At 64.4% G+C, this 18,241-nt stretch carries 16 protein-coding genes, 1 tRNA gene and 1 pseudogene; 7 read left to right on the forward strand and 11 right to left on the reverse strand.

Translation table 11 applies throughout. From position 1 onward, the window contains the following. Positions 1 to 369: 369 nt before the first annotated feature. The 9 genes and pseudogenes from AC1DKD_RS07450 to AC1DKD_RS07490 all read right to left on the reverse strand — a co-directional run bounded on the left by AC1DKD_RS07450 (position 370) and on the right by AC1DKD_RS07490 (position 8,450). Complete coding sequence (locus tag AC1DKD_RS07450) at positions 370 to 2,049, reverse strand: ABC-F family ATP-binding cassette domain-containing protein (RefSeq protein WP_477143146.1); 1,680 nt, start codon at positions 2,047 to 2,049, stop codon at positions 370 to 372. Between the two features lie 384 nt (positions 2,050 to 2,433). Then, positions 2,434 to 2,886: a calcium-binding protein gene (locus tag AC1DKD_RS07455; protein WP_441629280.1), complete on the reverse strand. Its 453-nt coding sequence runs from the start codon at positions 2,884 to 2,886 to the stop codon at positions 2,434 to 2,436. A gap of 35 nt (positions 2,887 to 2,921) precedes the next feature. After that, entirely contained in the window at positions 2,922 to 3,293 is a 372-nt protein-coding gene (locus tag AC1DKD_RS07460) for a hypothetical protein (protein WP_441629282.1), read from the reverse strand. A 20-nt stretch (positions 3,294 to 3,313) separates the two neighbouring features. Further along, positions 3,314 to 3,475 (reverse strand): annotated as a pseudogene (locus AC1DKD_RS07465) (ParA family protein); the annotation flags it as partial. 103 nt (positions 3,476 to 3,578) lie between these two features. Next, positions 3,579 to 3,655, reverse strand: a tRNA-Met gene (locus tag AC1DKD_RS07470). A gap of 182 nt (positions 3,656 to 3,837) precedes the next feature. Continuing rightward, on the reverse strand, positions 3,838 to 5,538 hold the full coding sequence (locus AC1DKD_RS07475) for an MFS transporter (protein WP_477143147.1): 1,701 nt from the start codon (positions 5,536 to 5,538) through the stop codon (positions 3,838 to 3,840). Between the two features lie 257 nt (positions 5,539 to 5,795). Next, positions 5,796 to 6,113 carry a DUF4212 domain-containing protein gene (locus AC1DKD_RS07480; protein WP_477143148.1) on the reverse strand — a complete coding sequence of 106 codons (318 nt, stop codon included), beginning with the start codon at positions 6,111 to 6,113 and terminating at the stop codon, positions 5,796 to 5,798. Then, on the reverse strand, positions 6,110 to 7,666 hold the full coding sequence (locus AC1DKD_RS07485; protein WP_441629288.1) for a sensor histidine kinase: 1,557 nt from the start codon (positions 7,664 to 7,666) through the stop codon (positions 6,110 to 6,112). The genes AC1DKD_RS07480 and AC1DKD_RS07485 overlap by 4 nt, the downstream gene beginning before the upstream one ends. 97 nt (positions 7,667 to 7,763) lie before the next feature. After that, a complete protein-coding gene (locus tag AC1DKD_RS07490; RefSeq protein ID WP_035869333.1) occupies positions 7,764 to 8,450 on the reverse strand; it encodes a response regulator in 687 nt (228 codons plus the stop codon). Between the two features lie 310 nt (positions 8,451 to 8,760). On the opposite strand from AC1DKD_RS07490, the gene recA reads away from it, so the two are divergent. The 7 genes from recA to AC1DKD_RS07525 all read left to right on the forward strand — a co-directional run bounded on the left by recA (position 8,761) and on the right by AC1DKD_RS07525 (position 16,614). Continuing rightward, a complete protein-coding gene (gene recA, locus AC1DKD_RS07495; RefSeq protein ID WP_045237253.1) occupies positions 8,761 to 9,828 on the forward strand; it encodes a recombinase RecA in 1,068 nt (355 codons plus the stop codon). 138 nt (positions 9,829 to 9,966) lie between these two features. After that, complete coding sequence (recX, locus tag AC1DKD_RS07500; protein WP_441629290.1) at positions 9,967 to 10,434, forward strand: recombination regulator RecX; 468 nt, start codon at positions 9,967 to 9,969, stop codon at positions 10,432 to 10,434. 300 nt (positions 10,435 to 10,734) lie between these two features. Next, complete coding sequence (locus AC1DKD_RS07505; RefSeq protein WP_477143149.1) at positions 10,735 to 11,409, forward strand: DUF2889 domain-containing protein; 675 nt, start codon at positions 10,735 to 10,737, stop codon at positions 11,407 to 11,409. A 68-nt stretch (positions 11,410 to 11,477) separates the two neighbouring features. After that, positions 11,478 to 12,644, forward strand: coding sequence for an ADP-forming succinate--CoA ligase subunit beta (gene sucC, locus AC1DKD_RS07510; RefSeq protein ID WP_441629294.1), 1,167 nt, complete (start codon positions 11,478 to 11,480; stop codon positions 12,642 to 12,644). Between the two features lie 81 nt (positions 12,645 to 12,725). After that, positions 12,726 to 13,607, forward strand: coding sequence for a succinate--CoA ligase subunit alpha (gene sucD, locus AC1DKD_RS07515; RefSeq protein ID WP_035869320.1), 882 nt, complete (start codon positions 12,726 to 12,728; stop codon positions 13,605 to 13,607). Between the two features lie 305 nt (positions 13,608 to 13,912). Beyond that, on the forward strand, positions 13,913 to 14,608 hold the full coding sequence (locus AC1DKD_RS07520) for a TerC family protein (RefSeq protein ID WP_276291409.1): 696 nt from the start codon (positions 13,913 to 13,915) through the stop codon (positions 14,606 to 14,608). Between the two features lie 158 nt (positions 14,609 to 14,766). After that, positions 14,767 to 16,614, forward strand: a complete 1,848-nt coding sequence (locus AC1DKD_RS07525; RefSeq protein WP_441629297.1) for a PglL family O-oligosaccharyltransferase — start codon at positions 14,767 to 14,769, stop codon at positions 16,612 to 16,614. 79 nt (positions 16,615 to 16,693) lie between these two features. Here AC1DKD_RS07525 and AC1DKD_RS07530 read toward each other — a convergent pair whose 3' ends face one another. Both AC1DKD_RS07530 and AC1DKD_RS07535 read right to left on the reverse strand, forming a co-directional pair. Next, positions 16,694 to 17,227 (reverse strand): YMGG-like glycine zipper-containing protein, encoded by a 534-nt coding sequence (locus AC1DKD_RS07530; protein ID WP_441629299.1) that lies wholly within the window; start codon positions 17,225 to 17,227, stop codon positions 16,694 to 16,696. An 83-nt stretch (positions 17,228 to 17,310) separates the two neighbouring features. Further along, a complete protein-coding gene (locus AC1DKD_RS07535) occupies positions 17,311 to 17,811 on the reverse strand; it encodes a hypothetical protein (RefSeq protein ID WP_477111783.1) in 501 nt (166 codons plus the stop codon). Positions 17,812 to 18,241 lie beyond the last annotated feature (430 nt).

The raw sequence follows: 18,241 nt of genomic DNA on the forward strand, positions 1-18,241 counted from the left end.
GTGATGATGAGGCTAACCGGCCCTTTGCCGTTCTCATCGCGCGGGAACGGGTCGGAACTCTCCAACACGCGCAGCGCGGCGTTGTCTCAGCACGAGCCGGCTGCATCCGCGCCACCTGCCAGCGCCTCCTGGCGGGCGATTTCGGAACGACGTTGTGCACTGGTGGCCGCATTGCCCACGTCGCCACCGATCAGACTGCAGACAGCCTTGAGCCTATTCGCGCCATGCGTTCCAAGTATCGTCGGGCTCGCCATGCGTTGGCGTTAGTCGCCGGCAGCTGGCGCGCCTGTCCGCACGATTGCTGAAGTCCTTGGCGAACGTCCGCGCTTCGCCTCCCATGCAACGCCCGCCGCCCGCCAGCGGTAAATCTCAGGCGAAGACCTTCTGCTCTGCGGCAGCCTGCTCGCGCATGCGACGCGCTTCGTCGCGCAGAAACTGCTGGTAATCGTCCAGATCGCCGTCGAAGGGCTCGACGCCGCCCTTGGTGACCAGCCAGAACTCGTCGCATACGGCGCGCAGCAGGGCCCGGTCGTGACTGACCAGCATCACCGTGCCTTCGAATTCGTTGAGCGCCATGGCTAGCGCTTCGCGTGTGGCCAGGTCGAGGTGGTTGGTAGGCTCGTCGAGCAGCAGCAGGTTGGGACGCTGCCACACGATCATGCACAACACGAGCCGCGCCTTTTCGCCGCCGCTCATCGTGCCAACCGCCTGATGGACCATGTCGCCGCTGAAGCTGAATGTGCCGAGGAAGGTGCGAAGCGATTGTTCGGTGCCACTCTGGCCAGGGGCGCGCATGTGCGCTGGCGTCTCTTTGGCAAGGCGGATCATGTGTTCCAGCGGCGTGTCGAGCGGGCGCAGCACGTCGAGTTCCTGCTGTGCGAAGTAGCCGATGTTCAGGCCTTTGCCTTCGCTGATTTCACCGGCAATCGGCGCCAGCGCGTGCGCCACCGTCTTCACCAGCGTGGACTTGCCTTGGCCGTTGGCACCGAGAATGCCGATGCGCTGCCCTGCCAGCACGGAACGGTTGATGCCCCGCACGATGACCGTGGGCGGCGTGCCCGGCAGTGCGCCGGCCGGCGCGGGGTAGCCGAAGCTCGCGTCCAGCATCGACAACAGCGGGTTCGGGACGTTGAGGGGCTCCTTGAACTCGAAGTTGAACTCCGCATCGGCAAGCACCGGTGCGATCTTCTCCATGCGTTCGAGCGCCTTGACCCGGCTCTGCGCCTRCTTCGCCTTCGAGGCCTYGGCCTTGAAACGGTCGATGAATTTCTGCAGGTGGGCGATCTTTTCCACCTGCTTGGCCATCGCGGCCTGCTGCAACACGAGCTGCTCAGCGCGCATGTCTTCGAACTTGCTGTAGTTGCCGCCATAACGCACGAGCTTGGCGTTGTCGACGTGCACCGTCACCTGCGTCACCGCGTCGAGGAATTCGCGGTCGTGGCTGATCATTACCAGGGTTCCTTGATAGCGCTTGAGCCAGGCTTCCAGCCAGACCAGCGCGTCGAGGTCGAGGTGATTGGTCGGCTCGTCGAGCAGCAGCAGGTCGGACGGGCACATGAGCGCGCGCGCCAGCTGCAGTCGCATGCGCCAGCCGCCGGAGAAACTGTTGACCGGCTGGCTAAGCTGCTCAGCACTGAAGCCAAGGCCGAGGATCAGCGCTTGGGCACGTGCGGGGGCATCGTGTGCACCGGCGTCGTGCAGGGCCATGTAGGCGTGCGCCATGCGCATGCCGTCGTCGCTGGCCTCGGCGGCGGCTACTTCGGCCTGCGCGGCCAGCAGCCCGGTGTCACCCTCGACTACGAAGTCGGTCGCGCTCTGCTCGGTCTCCGGCATCTCCTGCGCGACCTGGCCCATCTTCCATGCGGCGGGAATCGAGAACTCGCCGCTGTCTTCGTGCAGCGTGCCGTTGAGAAGGCCGAAGAAGGATGACTTGCCGGCGCCATTGCGGCCGACAAGACCAATCTTTTCTCCGGGGGTGAAAGTGACGGACGCGCGGTCGAGTACGACATTGACGCCGCGGCGCAGCGTGACATTACGGACGGAAATCATAAGGAGCCACTTCGGAGAGGATCAGCATGATAGCCGACCGGACGCGCAGGGCTGTCTCTTTTCTGAGCCGCTTGCGCTTTGCGGCGCCCACCGGCCACAAAGCAAGGCAGGCCCTGGCGCACCGGGCGTACCGGCTGCGGGGCCGGCGAACATAGCGGTGAATGACGGCTCTTGGACTGAGGATTCAACCGGTCGATGCAACGGATTGATGGAATCGTTCAGCCGGTGTATCGAAGTTCAGAGTCTTCCGTGGACGTTCATTGAGTCGCATCGAGCCAAACGGCGGCTCATCGGCTACAAATTAAGCCGCATTTGCGCGTCCCGGATTGATGCAGTGTGGGGCGCGGCGACCTTCCGTCTGTTCTGAATCTGATGCTTATCGATCTATTCCTCGAAGATGGGAAGCGGCCATACCCGAGGTAGCCAGTGAAATCGATTGTCCGGCACTGGCTCATATGCAGCGTCATCTGCGATTGAAACGTATCCGTCAGCAGAGCCCATGTTGACTTTGGAATACTGCTGCGTCAGCTCGTCGCTCGCCAGTGGCACGAGTTGCGCTAGTGGTACAGCAAGCTTGCGCTTGTTCCATCGTATGCACATGAAGGCTTCAGTCTCGCACACTTCCTCCGGCGCTATTGCGATCACCTGAGCCCGGTCGCCGGGGCTGAGCGGTGAGGTTGGCGATCTCTTGCGAACCTCAGCTTCAAACGGAATGGTGAGTTGCTCCTCGAGGTAGTCGTACCATGCCATAGACCGCTCCTCTGAGTTGTAGGCGTCGACGACCACCTCCATCTCGATTCGCTGTTCGCGGTCCGGCTCGATCTTGCGTTTAGGCATGTTTGTCGTACTGATGTTGATGGAAGGCTGGAAGCTCAGAGGTCGACGACCTTGTGCAGAAGTGCAAACGAGACACGCCAGTGGCCCTCATCGGGATTGCACTGCACAGAAGCAGTCTTCTGGTTGACGCGTACGATGGTGCCGATGCGCTCGTGCAAGTGCTGATCCGTGAAGGCCACCGTGTCACCAACCATGAAGTCAGCACGTTGCGCACGGGGCGGGGATGGAGAGGTTTGCGGTGACGGTTGGGCCGCAGCGGTGGCATCGGCGATGACCGCGGCATAGGGCAAGGCCCAGCGCCGGCGCGTGGCGGTGTCCTCGACCACGGCCTGCGTCTGCCGCAGCTCGAGGATACGGCCCTGCCGCAGCGGCTGGATGAGATCGTCGGCGACGTAGCTGGCGGTCATGCCGATATGCAGGTGCCGGCGGCTCTCCAGGATCCGGGGTAGCACTTGGAGAGGGAGGGCTGGATATCGGCGTCGATGAGGAGGACGCGCAGACCCATATCGGCGAGCAGACCGCCGAGGGAGGCGGCGAGCGTGGTCTTGCCGACCCCGCCCTTGGTGGACAACATGCAGAACTTGATCATTGCTGGCGCTCCGAAAGTGAAAACTTCGGGAGGGCCAAAAGCAAAGCCCCTTCAGGTCTGAGACCTGAAGGGGCTGGCAAGTACTGATTTCCTACAGAAATACTGGTGGCGAATCAGGGATTCGAACCCCGGACCTGCGGATTATGATTCCGTCGCTCTAACCGACTGAGCTAATTCGCCAACGAAGACCGCTATTATACATGTGGATTTGGACCTGTCAACACCCTCTCCTAAAAACTTTGTGGGGGTGCAAGGCGCCTTCGCCGCGCCCAAAAAAAAACCGGCGGACCTTGTGGCCCGCCGGGTGGAGCGACTGATTACCGGATCAGTCGTGCATGAGCTYGTTGCCCTGGATGCCAGGATCAGTCGTTGGCGTAGATGTTCACATCCTTGGTTTCGCGGATGAACAGCGAGCCGATGACCAGGGTGATGCCAGCGATGATGATCGGGTACCAGAGCCCGTAGTAGATGTTGCCGTTCTGGGCCACCAGGGCAAACGAGATGGTGGGCAGCAGGCCGCCGAACCAGCCRTTGCCGATGTGRTACGGCAGCGACATCGAGGYGTAGCGGATCCGGGTCGGGAACATTTCCACCAGCATGGCCGCGATCGGGCCGTACACCATGGTCACGTAGATCACCAGGATGACGAGGATCACCAGCACCATGATGGTGTTCATCTGCGCGGGGTCCGCCTTGGTCGGGTAGCCGGCCGAGGCCATCGATTCGCCCACCTGCTTCTTGAACGCGGCGATCTGTTTCTTGCTGACGTCGTCGAAGCTGTGGCCCGCCGGTACCAGTGCGGCGTTGAAGGAGGCAATCTCCTTGTCGCCGATCTTCACCGATGCCACCGTGCCGGCCGGGGCTTCCACGACTTCATAGCTGGCCGAGGCTTGTGCCAGGGTCCGCTTGACGATGTCGCAGGAGCTGCGGAAATCGATTTCGCGGGCGATCGGGCTGCCCTGGAAGGAGCATTGCTTCGGATCAGCGGTCACCACGATCTGGGCGCTTTGCTGCGCGCGTTCCAGCGCCGGGTTGGCGTAGTGGGTGAGGGCCTTGAACAGCGGGAAGTAGGTCAGCATCGCCAGCGCGCAGCCGGCCATGATGATCCACTTGCGGCCAACCTTGTCCGACAGCGAGCCGAAGAAGATGAAGAAGGGCGTGCCGATCACCAGGGCGCCCGCGATCAGCAGGTTGGCGGTGGTGGCGTCGACCTTCAGCACCTGGGTCAGGAAGAACAGCGAGTAGAACTGGCCCGTGTACCAGACCACGGCCTGGCCGGCGGTCAGGCCCACCAGCGCCAGGATCACGATCTTCAGGTTGCGCCACTGGCCGAACGACTCGGTCAGCGGTGCCTTGGAGGTCTTGCCCTCGGCCTTCATTTTCTGGAAGGCGGGCGATTCGCTCATCGACAGGCGGATATACACCGATACGCCGAGCAGCAGGATCGAAACGAGGAACGGAATGCGCCAGCCCCATACGTCGAAGTTCGGACCGGTCAGGTTGCGGCACACCAGGATCACGATCAGCGACAGGAACAGGCCGAGCGTSGCGGTGGTCTGGATCCAGGCCGTGTACGCGCCGCGCTTGCCGTGCGGCGCGTGCTCGGCCACATAGGTGGCAGCACCGCCGTACTCGCCGCCGAGCGCGAGGCCCTGTAGCATGCGCAGCCCGATCAGGATGATCGGGGCGGCCCAGCCAATGGTGTTGAAGCCCGGCAACAGGCCCACGATGAAGGTCGAGACCCCCATGATCAGGATTGTCACCAGGAAGGTGTACTTGCGCCCGATCATGTCACCCAGGCGGCCGAATACCAGCGCGCCGAACGGGCGCACGATAAAGCCAGCGGCAAAGGCGAGCAGCGCGAAGATGAAGGCCGCGGTCGGATCCAGCCCGGCGAAGAACTGCTTGGCGATGATGGCCGCCAGCGAACCGTAAAGGTAAAAGTCGTACCACTCGAACACCGTGCCGAGCGAGGAGGCAAAAATCACCTTCCTCTCTTCGGCGGTCATTGCCGAGCTCTGGGCGCTGCTTCCGGGCACCGCCACGTTCTGTGCATTAGCCATTGTCTCCTCCGTTTGTGATCGGAATCTTTCGGGGCCGCATGCGCGCTCCAGCTCTAGCACGCACGATTACCTCCGAAGTTGCAATGGATTGTGGGTGGTGAAACTTACTGCGTTCTGACAATTTCCGCGCCGTACGCCGCAAAGTGCTCGGGGTATACGCTAGGCAAAAAACGGGCTTGGCATTGCTGCGCCGCGACGCGCGCGGCCGCGGAAAATCGCACCGGAACCAGTGTTAAGGGGCGCGTCTGTATTTCTTGCTATGCAGCATCGTCATGCTGCCGGGCGGGCGCGCCACCGTTGTCGGCATCTTCGTCATTGTCGCGGTTCATGCGCCAGGCATATAGCGCCGCCATCAGGACGTAGACGAYCAGCGCCCCCTGCGCGCCGACCCAGAAGGAGAAGGGCCAGCCGAAGAAATCGAAGCGCAGCTCGCGGGCGAACCAGGCCACGCCGAAGGTGACCACGAACCAGATCGACAGCAGCACGGCGATCCAGCGCAGGTTGCGATGCCAGGCGCGCCGTTCGGACTGGTCGGCCTGGTCGCGCCCGCCGCGTGTGTGATCGGGATCGTTCATGCTGGCTCCAGGGTGGAGGGCCGGCGCAGCGTAATGCGGAAGCAGGCGCCGGCCAGGCGCGGCTCCGTCTGGTAGACGTGGTCGAGAATGCTGACGTCGCCGCCATGCTGCTGCACGATCTCTCGCACGATGGCCAGGCCCAGGCCACTGCCCTGGGTCTTGGTGCCGAGTACGCGGTAGAACCGCTCCATCACGCGCTCGCGTTCGGACACCGGGATGCCGGGCCCGGTGTCTTCCACTTCGAGATACGCGAAAGGCTCGAATGCATCGGCGCTGACCCGCACGGTAGCGTGGCCATCCGCGGGCGTGTAGCGGATGGCGTTGTCGATCAGGTTGTTGAGCATCTCCGTCAGCATCAGGCGGTTGCCTTGCACCATCACGGGGTGGTCGTCGGCATCCACGCCCAGATCGATGCGGCGCGCCCAGGCCTGCGGCAACCAGTCCTTGACCACTTCGCGCGCCAGGGCGGCCAGATCAAGCGGCGCCATGTTGCCCGCGCCGGCCAGGTTTTCCATGCGTGCCAGCGACAGCAGCTGCGTCACCATGTGGGCGGCGCGCTCCGAGCTGCCGGCGATCTGCGCCAGCGATTTGCGCAGTTCCTCCGGCGACTGTTCGCGCTGCGCCAGTTCCGCCTGCATGCGCAGCCCGGCCAGCGGCGTTTTCATCTGGTGGGCGGCATCGGCGATAAAGCGCTTTTGCGTCTGCACGGAAACGTCGAGCCGCGCCAGCAGGTCGTTGAACGAGGCCACCAGCGGCGTGATTTCCTGCGGTGCGGCGTGTTCGTCGATGGGGCTGGTGTCACCGGGATTGCGTGCGCGGATGCGCTGCTGGATCGCGGTCAGCGGGGCCAGCCCGCGCGTCAGGCCGAACCACACCAGCACCACCGCCAGCGGCAGGATCACGAACTGCGGCAGGATCACGCCCTTGATGATTTCGTTGGCCAGGCGCGCGCGCTTGTCGAGGGTTTCGCCAACCTGCACCAACACCGGCTGCGCGTCGCCGCCCTGCTCGAGATCGACATAGGTGTAGGCCACGCGCACGTCGTTGCCCGCGATGCGGTCGTCGCGCAGCGAGACCAGCCCGGCATGGCCGCGGTCGTCTTCGCCTGGCAGCGGCATGTCGTTGTCGCCGGCGACGAATTCGCCATGCGTGCCCACCACCTGGTAGTAGATATTGTCGGTTTCATCGGCGCGCAGGATCTCGCGCGCGGACAGCGGCAGTTGCAGCGTGACGCGCCCGTTGACCTCGCGCACCTGCTGCGAGAGCACAATGGCGCTGGCTTCCAGCGAGCGGTCGAAAGGGCCGTTGGCGATCGATTTTGCCACCAGGTAAGTCACCGCAATGCTCATCGGCCACAGCAGGAGCAGCGGCGCCAGCATCCAGTCCAGGATCTCGCCGAACAGCGAGCGCGGCGACGGGTGGCCGGCGCTGTCTTCAAGGTGTGGCAGGGCCCCGGCCAGCGCTTCGTCGCTGACGATCTCGTCAGGCGCGGAGGGAGGAGGGGCGGCGCGCGCGGGCCGCTGGCGCCGCCGGGGCAGTCGCAGCAGGCTCATTGGGAAAAGGTGTGGCAGGGCCTGGCGGCGTGGCCGGCAGGCAATGAAGCAAGGATGGCGCGGGTTCTGTTGCTGATTCCGATTCTAATGGCGACTCCTAGTCGTGCGCCACGGCGGCCTGGAATTTCTCCAGGCAGTAGCCCAGCCCGCGTACCGTGGCAATGCGGATGCCACCCACCTCGATCTTCTTGCGCAGCCGGTGCACGTAGACTTCGATGGCGTTGTTGCTGACTTCCTCGCCCCATTCGCACAGGTGGTCGACCAGCTGCTCCTTCGACACCAGCCGCCCGGTGCGGGTGAGCAGGATCTCCAGCAATCCCACTTCGCGCGCCGAGAGATCCAGCATCTGATCGTTCAGGTAGGCGATGCGGCCGACCTGGTCGAAGGCGAGCGGGCCGTGGTGGGTCAGCGTGGCGCCGCCGCCCGTGCCGCGCCGCACCAGCGCGCGCACCCGCGCTTCCAGCTCCGAGAGCGCGAAGGGCTTGGCCATGTAGTCGTCGGCGCCCAGGTCCAGGCCCTTGACACGTTCGTCAACGCCATCGGCCGCGGTCAGGATCAGCACCGGCAGCATGGCGCCGCGCGTGCGCAGCCGCTTGAGCACTTCCAGCCCCGGCATGCGCGGCAGGCCGAGATCGAGGATCAGCAGGTCGAAGGTCTGGGTCGACAGCGCGGAATCGGCTTCGACCCCGCTGGCCACATGGTCGACGGCATAGCCCGAGTGACGTAGCGAGCGCGTCAGGCCATCTGCCAGCACATCGTCATCTTCGGCGATCAGAATACGCATGGTTGTCTCCACCCTGGCCCGGCTGTGTCGCCCCTTTCCATCAAATGACGCGGGCGGGACTTGCCAAGCATACTGTTTTTTTATACAGTACCCGCTTATGCCGGTCGCATTCGATTTGTCTTCGATGCAAACCGGGCTTTACCGAATTTGTACTGGTTTTTTACCGAACGTTCGCCCCAATGTTTGCCCCTGCTGCCAGGTTCATCGTCATCAGGAGTTCGCGGCGCGGCGCGGGCTGGGCGGTTGCCCGAAAAAAGCGGGTGGCGCGCCACATGCGGCCTATTTATACACCATTGACGGAAGGACGACCATGGATGACGGCAAGAAGGCGAGTGCTGGCGTAAGCGCCGAAAAGCAGAAGGCGCTGGCGGCCGCGCTGGCCCAGATCGAGAAGCAGTTCGGCAAGGGCTCGATCATGAAAATGGGCGATGCCGAAGTCGAGCAGGATATCCAGGTCGTGTCCACCGGCTCGCTGGGCCTGGACATCGCGCTGGGCGTTGGCGGCCTGCCGCGCGGCCGCGTGGTGGAAATCTACGGTCCGGAATCCTCGGGCAAGACCACCCTGACGCTGCAGGTCGTGGCCGAGATGCAGAAGCTGGGCGGCACCTGCGCCTTTATCGACGCCGAGCATGCGCTCGACGTCAACTACGCCAGCAAGCTGGGCGTGGCGGTTGGCGATCTGCTGATCTCCCAGCCGGACACCGGCGAGCAGGCCCTGGAAATCACCGATGCGCTGGTGCGCTCGGGCTCGGTCGACCTGATCGTGATCGACTCGGTGGCGGCCCTGGTGCCCAAGGCCGAAATCGAAGGCGAGATGGGCGATTCGCTGCCTGGCCTGCAGGCCCGCCTGATGAGCCAGGCGTTGCGCAAGCTGACCGGCACCATCAAGCGCACCAACTGCCTGGTGATCTTCATCAACCAGATCCGSATGAAGATCGGCGTGATGTTCGGTTCGCCCGAAACCACYACCGGYGGYAAYGCGCTGAAGTTCTACGCYTCKGTGCGYCTGGAYATYCGCCGCATCGGCTCGATCAAGAAGGGCGACGAGGTGATCGGCAACGAAACCAAGGTCAAGGTGGTCAAGAACAAGGTCTCGCCGCCGTTCCGCGAAGCCTTCTTCGACATCCTGTATGGCCAGGGCATCTCGCGCCAGGGCGAAATCATCGACCTGGGCGTGGACGCCAAGATCGTCGAGAAGTCCGGCGCCTGGTACAGCTACAAGGGCGAGAAGATCGGCCAGGGCAAGGACAACGCGCGYGAATACCTGCGCGAAAATCCCGATATCGCCGACGAGATCGAAAACAAGGTGCGCGAATCGCTGGGCGTGGTGCTGATGAATGGCACGCCGGCCGCCGCTGTGGCCACCGCCGAAGACTGAGCTTCGCCGGCCGGGGCGCTCCCGGCCGCGAACCCCGCCCGGGGCGGCACGCGCAGCGACGCGCGCCGCCCCGGTTTGCGTTTTTGAAGCGCATTTTCACAGCTCGATGTCGAGCTCACACTGCCGAGCTCCATCCTCATGGCCACCCGTCCCCCTCTTTCCCTGAAGGCCCGCGCCGTAGGCTACCTGTCGCGGCGCGAGCACAGCCGGGCGGAGCTGGCACGCAAGCTGGCCCCGCACGCCGAATCGCCCGAAGCCCTTGAGCAATTGCTGGATGCGCTGGAGCGCGAGAACTGGCTGTCCAACGAGCGCTTCGTCGATAGCCTGGTGCACCGGCGCGCCAGCCGCTATGGCGCCGCCCGCGTCATGCAGGAAGCCCGCACCCACCAGCTCGGCGGCGAACAGCTCGCCGACCTGCAGGAGCGCCTGTGCGGCTCCGAACTGGAGCGTGGCCGCGCGGTCTGGCAGAAGCGTTTCGGCACGCCACCCGCCACGCCCGAGGAAAAGGCCAGGCAGATCCGCTTTCTGGTGGCGCGCGGTTTTTCCCGCTCGGTGGTGAGCCAGGTGATCAAGGGGGCGGATGAGTGGCTGGACGGCAGCGATTGATGCCGTGGGCGGACCTGCCGGATCGCGGTCCGAAGTGATGCCGCGATGGCGTCTTGCACCGGCGCGGTGCGCATACCTGTTTTGTCAGTAGGCGTATTCCGCGCTGACCGCATGTGATCCGGGCACCGGTTCAGTCCCGCGCATCCGCGCATTTTGACGCTCCACAGCGCTTGCCCGTCACACGACAATTCCCGGCAACAGCCCTGGGTGCAGTTTGTTCCCGGCCAAAGTTGTCCGGCATGTTAAAATCCTGCGGTTTTCCGGCCCAGCCGTCCTTTTCTCCCGCTCCTGCCTGGTGTTATGCCGCTTTCCCCGCCCGTCAATCGCGCCCTGCGCCACCGCCGTGCCATCACGGCCGAGGCCTATCTTAGGGACGATGGCCTATGGGATATCGAAGCGCGCCTGACCGACACCAAGCCCCGCGAGATCCCGCTTGCCGGTGGTGGCGTGCGCCCGTTGGGCGAGCCGCTGCATGATTTGTGGCTGCGCATCACCATTGACCTGCGCATGAACGTCGTGGACGCCGACGCCTGTTCCGACTGGGTACCGTATCCCGGCCAGTGCGACACCATCGGCCCGGCCTATCGCAAGCTGATCGGCCTGAACCTGATGAAGGGTTTCCGCAAGGCGGTGAAAGAGCGCCTGTCCGGCGTGTCGGGCTGCACCCACCTGACCGAGCTGGCCGGCGTGCTGCCGACCACCGCGATCCAGGCCTTTGCCGGCGACGTGTTCAATATCCGTGACGCCGGCACCGAAGACACCAATCCCGAACCGCCTTACCAGTTGCACGGCTGCCATGCCCTGCATTTCGAAGGTGAGGTGGTGCGCCAGTTTTACCCGCGCTGGTATGGTCACCAGCCAAAGCCGAGGATCAAGACCGAAGGGTCGCCGATCCCGGCGGCGCAACCTTCGGAGRCGCTCGCCGCCACCGATGGCGGCGCCACGTCCCGCAGGCCTACCGGCACCTCTGGCTAAGCCAGGCCGGCCTGCTATCCGCCGAGATTCCATCTCCACTTTTTACGCCTACCCGAAAGGAAACACGCATGAATATCCATGAGTACCAAGGCAAGGAAATCCTGCGCAAATACAATGTGCCGGTTCCGCGCGGCATCCCCGCGTTCTCGGTCGATGAGGCCCTGAAGGCTGCTGAACAACTGGGCGGCCCGGTATGGGTCGTCAAAGCGCAGATCCACGCGGGCGGCCGCGGCAAGGGTGGCGGCGTGAAGGTGGCCAAGAGCATCGACGAGGTCAAGACCTACGCCAGCAACATCCTGGGCATGACGCTGGTCACGCACCAGACCGGCCCGGAAGGCAAGAAGGTCAACCGCCTGCTGATCGAAGAAGGCGCGGACATCAAGAAGGAACTGTACGTCAGCCTGGTCGTCGATCGCGTTTCGCAAAAGGTGGCCCTGATGGCCTCCAGCGAAGGCGGCATGGACATCGAAGAAGTCGCTGCCCACAGCCCGGAAAAGATCCACACGCTGATCATCGATCCGTCGGCCGGCCTGCTCGACGCGGACGCTGACGACATCGCCCGCAAGATCGGCGTGCCCGACGCAAGCGTGGCGCAAGCCCGCCAGGCCCTGCAAGGCCTGTACAAGGCATTCTGGGACACGGACGCCTCGCTGGCTGAAATCAACCCGCTGATCCTGACCGGCGACGGCAAGGTGATCGCGCTCGACGCCAAGTTCAACTTCGACTCCAACGCCCTGTTCCGTCACCCGGAAATCGTCGCTTACCGCGACCTGGACGAAGAAGATCCGGCTGAAATCGAAGCTTCGAAGTTCGACCTGGCCTACATCTCGCTGGACGGCAATATCGGCTGCCTGGTGAACGGCGCCGGCCTGGCCATGGCCACCATGGACACCATCAAGTTGTTCGGCGGCGAGCCGGCCAACTTCCTCGACGTGGGCGGCGGTGCCACCACCGAGAAGGTGACCGAAGCCTTCAAGCTGATGCTCAAGAACCCGAACCTGAAGGCCATCCTGGTCAACATCTTCGGCGGCATCATGCGTTGCGACGTGATCGCCGAAGGCGTGATCGCTGCATCCAAGGCCGTGTCGCTGTCCGTGCCGCTGGTCGTGCGCATGAAGGGTACCAACGAAGAGATCGGCAAGAAGATGCTGGCCGACTCGGGCCTGCCCATCATCGCGGCCGACACCATGGAAGAAGCCGCCCAGAAGGTCGTGGCCGCTGCCGCGGGCAAGTAAGCCAGACGCGAACACGAACGCCAGCAGCGCGCCGGGGCCAGGCCTTCGCGCGCTGCTTTGAGCCAAGCAAAGGATTACAGCATGTCGATTCTGATCAATAAAGACACCAAGGTCATCACCCAGGGCATCACCGGTAAGACCGGCCAGTTCCACACCCGTGGCTGCCGCGACTACGCCAACGGCAAGAACTGCTTCGTTGCCGGCGTGAACCCGAAGAAAGCCGGCGAAGACTTCGAAGGCATTCCCATCTACGCCAGCGTCAAGGATGCCAAGGCATCGACGGGCGCCACCGTTTCCGTGATCTACGTRCCGCCCGCCGGCGCCGCTGCCGCGATCTGGGAAGCCGTTGACGCTGACCTGGACCTGGTGGTCTGCATCACCGAAGGCATCCCCGTGCGCGACATGATGGAGCTCAAGGACAAGATGGTGAAGGGCAACAAGAAGACCTTGCTGCTCGGACCCAACTGCCCGGGCCTGATCACGCCTGATGAAATCAAGATCGGCATCATGCCGGGCCACATCCACCGCAAGGGCCGCATCGGCGTGGTGTCGCGCTCGGGCACGCTGACCTATGAAGCGGTGGGTCAGCTGACCGCGCTGGGCATGGGCCAGTCGTCGGCAGTGGGCATTGGTGGCGACCCCATCAACGGCCTGAAGCACATCGACATCATGAAGATGTTCAACGACGATCCCGAAACGGACGCCGTGGTCATGATCGGCGAAATCGGTGGCCCGGACGAAGCCAACGCGGCTTACTGGATCAAGGAAAACATGAAGAAGCCGGTGGTTGGCTTTATCGCTGGCGTGACCGCGCCTCCGGGCAAGCGCATGGGCCACGCCGGCGCGCTGATCTCGGGYGGTGCSGACACSGCSCARGCCAAGCTGGAAATCATGGAAGCCTGCGGTATCAAGGTCACCAAGAATCCGTCGGAAATGGCTCGCCTGCTCAAGTCGATCCTGTAATACCGAACAGCAGCTTTTCCGCCCGCGGGCGGGAGAGATTGCCGGAGCCGGTGCGGCTGCATGACTGCAACCGCACATCGGACCTCGATGCCCCCGCCTCCGTGCGGGGGCATCTCATTCTGGAGCGCCAGTCACCTAGGGTATCTCCGGAGGCGCGCGACATGCCGATTGAAACCGAATCGAAAGCTTGATACGGTAAATCTTCATGTCTGAAGACTCAGACATCCGAAATTCCGTAAGCACCGGTGATAATCGGTACATATGTGGCGTTCGAATCATAATTTAGAAACTCGAGGAGCTTTACCGTGGAACTGCTGTCCTCCACTGCGTTCTGGATCGCGTTGGGATCCATCATCCTGACCAACATCGTGCTCTCCGGCGACAACGCCGTGGTGATCGCACTGGCCTCCCGCAACCTGCCGCCCGCCCAGCAGAAGAAAGCCATCTTCTGGGGCAGTGCCGCCGCCATCATCATGCGTGTGGTGCTGACGGTGGCCGCGGTCAAGCTGCTGAGCCTGCCTTACCTGAAGATCGTCGGCGCCTTGCTGCTGGTCTACATCGGCGTGCAGCTGCTGACCGGCGAAGACGACGAGGACGGCCACGACGCCAAGGACAATATCTGGTCCGCGATCCGCACCATCCTGATCGCCGACCTGGTGATGTCGCTCGACAACGTGGTGGCCGTGGCCGCCGCGGCGCAGAAGGGGCCGGAAGGCAGCCAGCTGATGCTGCTGATCGTTGGCCTGGGCCTGTCGATTCCCCTGATCGTGTTCGGCAGCACCATCCTGCTCAAGGTCATGGACCGCTTCCCCATCATCATCGTGCTGGGCGCGGCGCTGCTGGGCTACCTGGCAGGCGAGATGCTGGTGAGCGATCCGGTGGACGCCGCGTGGTTCGAGATGCATGTGCCGCATGCGCACCTGGTGTTTGGCGCAATCGGCGCGGCGCTGGTGGTGGTGGTGGGCAAGCTGCTGCAGAAACGGTCGGTACAACCGGCCTGACGGACAATAGTCCGTCGGCAGACGGTCTGTCGATGGACGGGCCGCACGGCAGCGTGCGGCCCGTCCGGAAAGAAAAAGCGCCTTCGGGCGCTTTTTCTTTGCCTGCTCCCCGAGCTATCATCCGCCTTTTGCCAACAAGGCATAACAAGGCGCCCCGCATGCTGCCCTCCCGGTCAGCCATACCTCTCAGCTTCCTCGCCGTCGCACTGATTGCGCCGCTACTGGTCTCCCGTCACACGCTCCCCATTGCCACTTTCTATGGCGAATGGGCCTCGGCATTGCTGTTCGCGCTGGCCGTCATCGCGCTTGCTGCCGTGGCAAACCCGCAAGCCTCGGGGCTCGCTTATCGGGACGTTCCCGCTCAGTTCCCGTGGATCGTCGTATTTGCCCTCTGGCTGATCGCCACCGGCGTCACGCAAGGGCTAACCGGCATGAGGGACCTGTCGGGCAGCCGGCTGATCACCGAACTCGTGCTCGCGCTTGCCGCCGCAGTGATATGGGCAGCCTGGCGGCAAGGCCGGACAGCGTCTCCGCTCGAGCGCCAGGCGATGACCGATGCGCTCGCGATTGCCTGGCTGGTGGCCGGATTGCTCGGCACGCTGGCGCAGTGGGTCCAGGTCTTCGGCCTGGAGTCCGACACGTTCGGGATGGTCTCCACCTACTTCTACGACGACAACCGACGCCTGTGGGGCAACCTCAACCAGCCCAATCACCAGGCCACGGTTGAGGGCCTGGCGCTTGCGGCAGCCGTGTGGCTGGCCGCGCGCGGCTGGCTGCGACCACCAGCCTGGCTGGCGGCGGTGCTGTTGCTGGAGAGCGGTATCGTGTTGTCCGGATCGCGCACCGGTGTCCTCCATGTCGGGCTGGCCTCGGCCTACGCATTGCTCGCCGCATGGATGGCGCGCGGGGCAGGGCGGGACGGGCCGGGTGCGATGCAACGTCCGGGCCATGCCGGTCACAACCCCATGAGCCGGCCAGCCGGGCTTGCCTTCGCCGCGGTGGCGATGGTGGTGGTGCTGGTGATCCTGCAGCCGCTGATGAAGAGCGCCGGGCACGTCTTCGACTGGCGCCTGTTCGATACGCTGGCGCAGTTGGGGCAAGCCGACCAGGTGTCGGCGCGCGGGGCGCTGTGGTCCCACGCCTGGGCAATGTTCCGCGCGCATCCCTGGCTGGGGGTGAGCTGGGGCGAGTTCGGCTGGGCGCAGTTCCAGCAGCTGGCGCAAGTCGGCGTGACGGTGGAAATGTCCCTGCATGCGCACAACGCGCTGCTGGACCTGCTGGCGAAAACGGGCCTGGTCGGCACCGCCGGTGTCGTGCTCTCATTGCTGGCGTGGCTATGGCGTGTAGCGCACCGGCGGCTGTGGCTTGGAGACGGGCCGGACCGGGCGCAGACGGTGGTGGTGCTCACGTGGCTGGCGATGCTATGCGCACATTCGATGCTGGAGTACCCGCTGCACTACCTGTATTTCATGCTGCCGTTCTGCTTCATGCTGGGCTGGCTGGAGCCCTCGGGGTTCGGCCGCGTGCGCACGCCGCGCTGGCTTGCCGTGCTGGCCGTTGGGGCGTTCATCGGCGCTACGACCGTCATCCTTGCCACCATGTGGCAGGACTACCGGCGTGCCGAGGCACGCGAATATGCGCGTGACGAACACCGGAAAGCGCTGCCGATGCCGCATTTCTGGTTTCGCCAGGCCGCCGCGGCGGATGCGACCGAGGATGCCAGGATCACGCCGGAGAATGCAGCGCAGCTGCTGGCGCCCCATATCGCCGCCGTCCACCTGCTGCCCACGCCTACGCTGATTGCCCGCACCGCCTGGCTGCTGGCCTTGAGCGGCGATCCCGTTCAGGGCCGCGCATGGCTGGAGCGCCTGCATTTCTACTTTGCTGGCGACGAGGCAAACCAGTTCGCCGAACTGGCCCGCTTCTGCGCCGAAGTCGACGCGGCGGCGCGGCCGCGCGATTTCTGCGACTGGGTGAAGGCGCGCAACAAGGGCAAGCCGGAATAAGCGCTCCACGGCGGGCGGATCGCGGCGCGCGGAGTCTGCCCGTACGCGGCTGCGGCACCCCGGGCCGGGGCTCGCAGGGTTACTGCGGCGGGTAGTAGCCCGGAGGGGGCGGCGGATAGTAGTAAGTCGGGGCGGCAGGCCGCGGGGCCGCCGCCATATTGCCGTAGACCGGCACCCGATGACCGCTGGCGTACATGCACTGCACATAAGCAGCGTCGTACTGGCGCTGGCTGCCGTAGCCGGCGTATTGGGCATTACTCGAGCCGATCGCCGCGCCGGTGAGCAGGCCGATGCCCGCACCCACTGCCGCGCCGGAGCCGCCATTGAACGCCGCACCCGCTGCCGCTCCCAGCGCGGTGCCGACCGCGGCGCTGCCGACCGCGCTGTTGGTTGCCGCCTGGTTTGCGGTCACGCCGCCCACCTGGCCGAAGGCGAACTGGCGGCAGGCATAGTCGTCGGCCCGGAACTGGTCGAAGTTCTTGCCGGTGCCTGGCAGCACCATCACACTGGGACCGCTGGGCATCACGGCACAGCCGGCCAGAACAAGCGCTGCCAGCGGCAGGCTCAGCAAGATCGGGAGTCCAGGCAAGCTGGGACGGTCAAAGGCTTTCATCTCGGCACCTCGGTACCTCGGTCATCGAAACATCGCACACAGCGGTGCTGCGCGCCGCAGGTTGGAAACGCGCGCTCCAGGCGCTAGGCGGGTGGCTGCGCTGGAACCTTCTGCCAGCCGCCGGGGCACGCCTTGATATACGGATAGTAGCCATCCGGCCTGGCGCAGTGATACCAGTACGCCTCCTGCCGGGGCGCCGGTGCCGCGACAGCGCCGCTGTTCATTTCCCACGATCCGTCCTGGCCCTGCTCTATGTATTGCGGTGGAGAACTCGGCACTCCCACTGCCGCGGGCGGATAGTAGTAGCCAGGAGGGTAGTAGTAGGGGGAGTAGGGGTAGCCCCAACCGTATCCATACCCAAAGCCGGGCCCGACATAGATCCCCACGCTCCCGTGCCAGCCGCCATGCCAGCCACCGCCGCCGTGCCAGCCGCCGCCCCCGTGCCAGCCGCCGCCCCCGTGCCAGCCTCCCCCGCCATGTCCGCCGCCGCCGCCTCCACCGTGGCCGCCGCCTGCCAGGGCCGTCCCGCCCGCACTCAGCGCCGCCAACACCAGCAAAAGCTGGCCAACCCTACGCCCGTTCATGTTGCTCACCCTGGATCGACGCGGAACGATGTCCCGCGGGGCTGCACCTGCACCCCCTTAACTGCATTGAATACCAATTTGACGCATGTGGCGCGGTGCCCCCTGCTGGCGAAATGCGGCGTTACGCTTGTTACAGCGGAAGGGGCCACGGCGTAAGCGTGTGTCATGGCGGATAAGAGAGGCGGGGGGCTGTGATGCGGATCGGATACTTGCAGGCGCGCGCCAGAGATCCGGCGGGATCCATCTTTGATTGCTGTGGGCCACCGCCCGCCCTGCAAGCGCAGAGGGGAGAAATCCCTGGATGAAGTCGAAACCAAGAACGTAACGGGCTCCTGCGGTGCGTCAATCGTTTGTGTCTTGGGGATAACCGATGTTGTTGGTAATTTTGATGGCATCGAACTGGATACCAGGAAAATCATTGTTCGATCGG

It is taken from the genome of Cupriavidus sp. 05T313 (genome assembly GCF_056396665.1).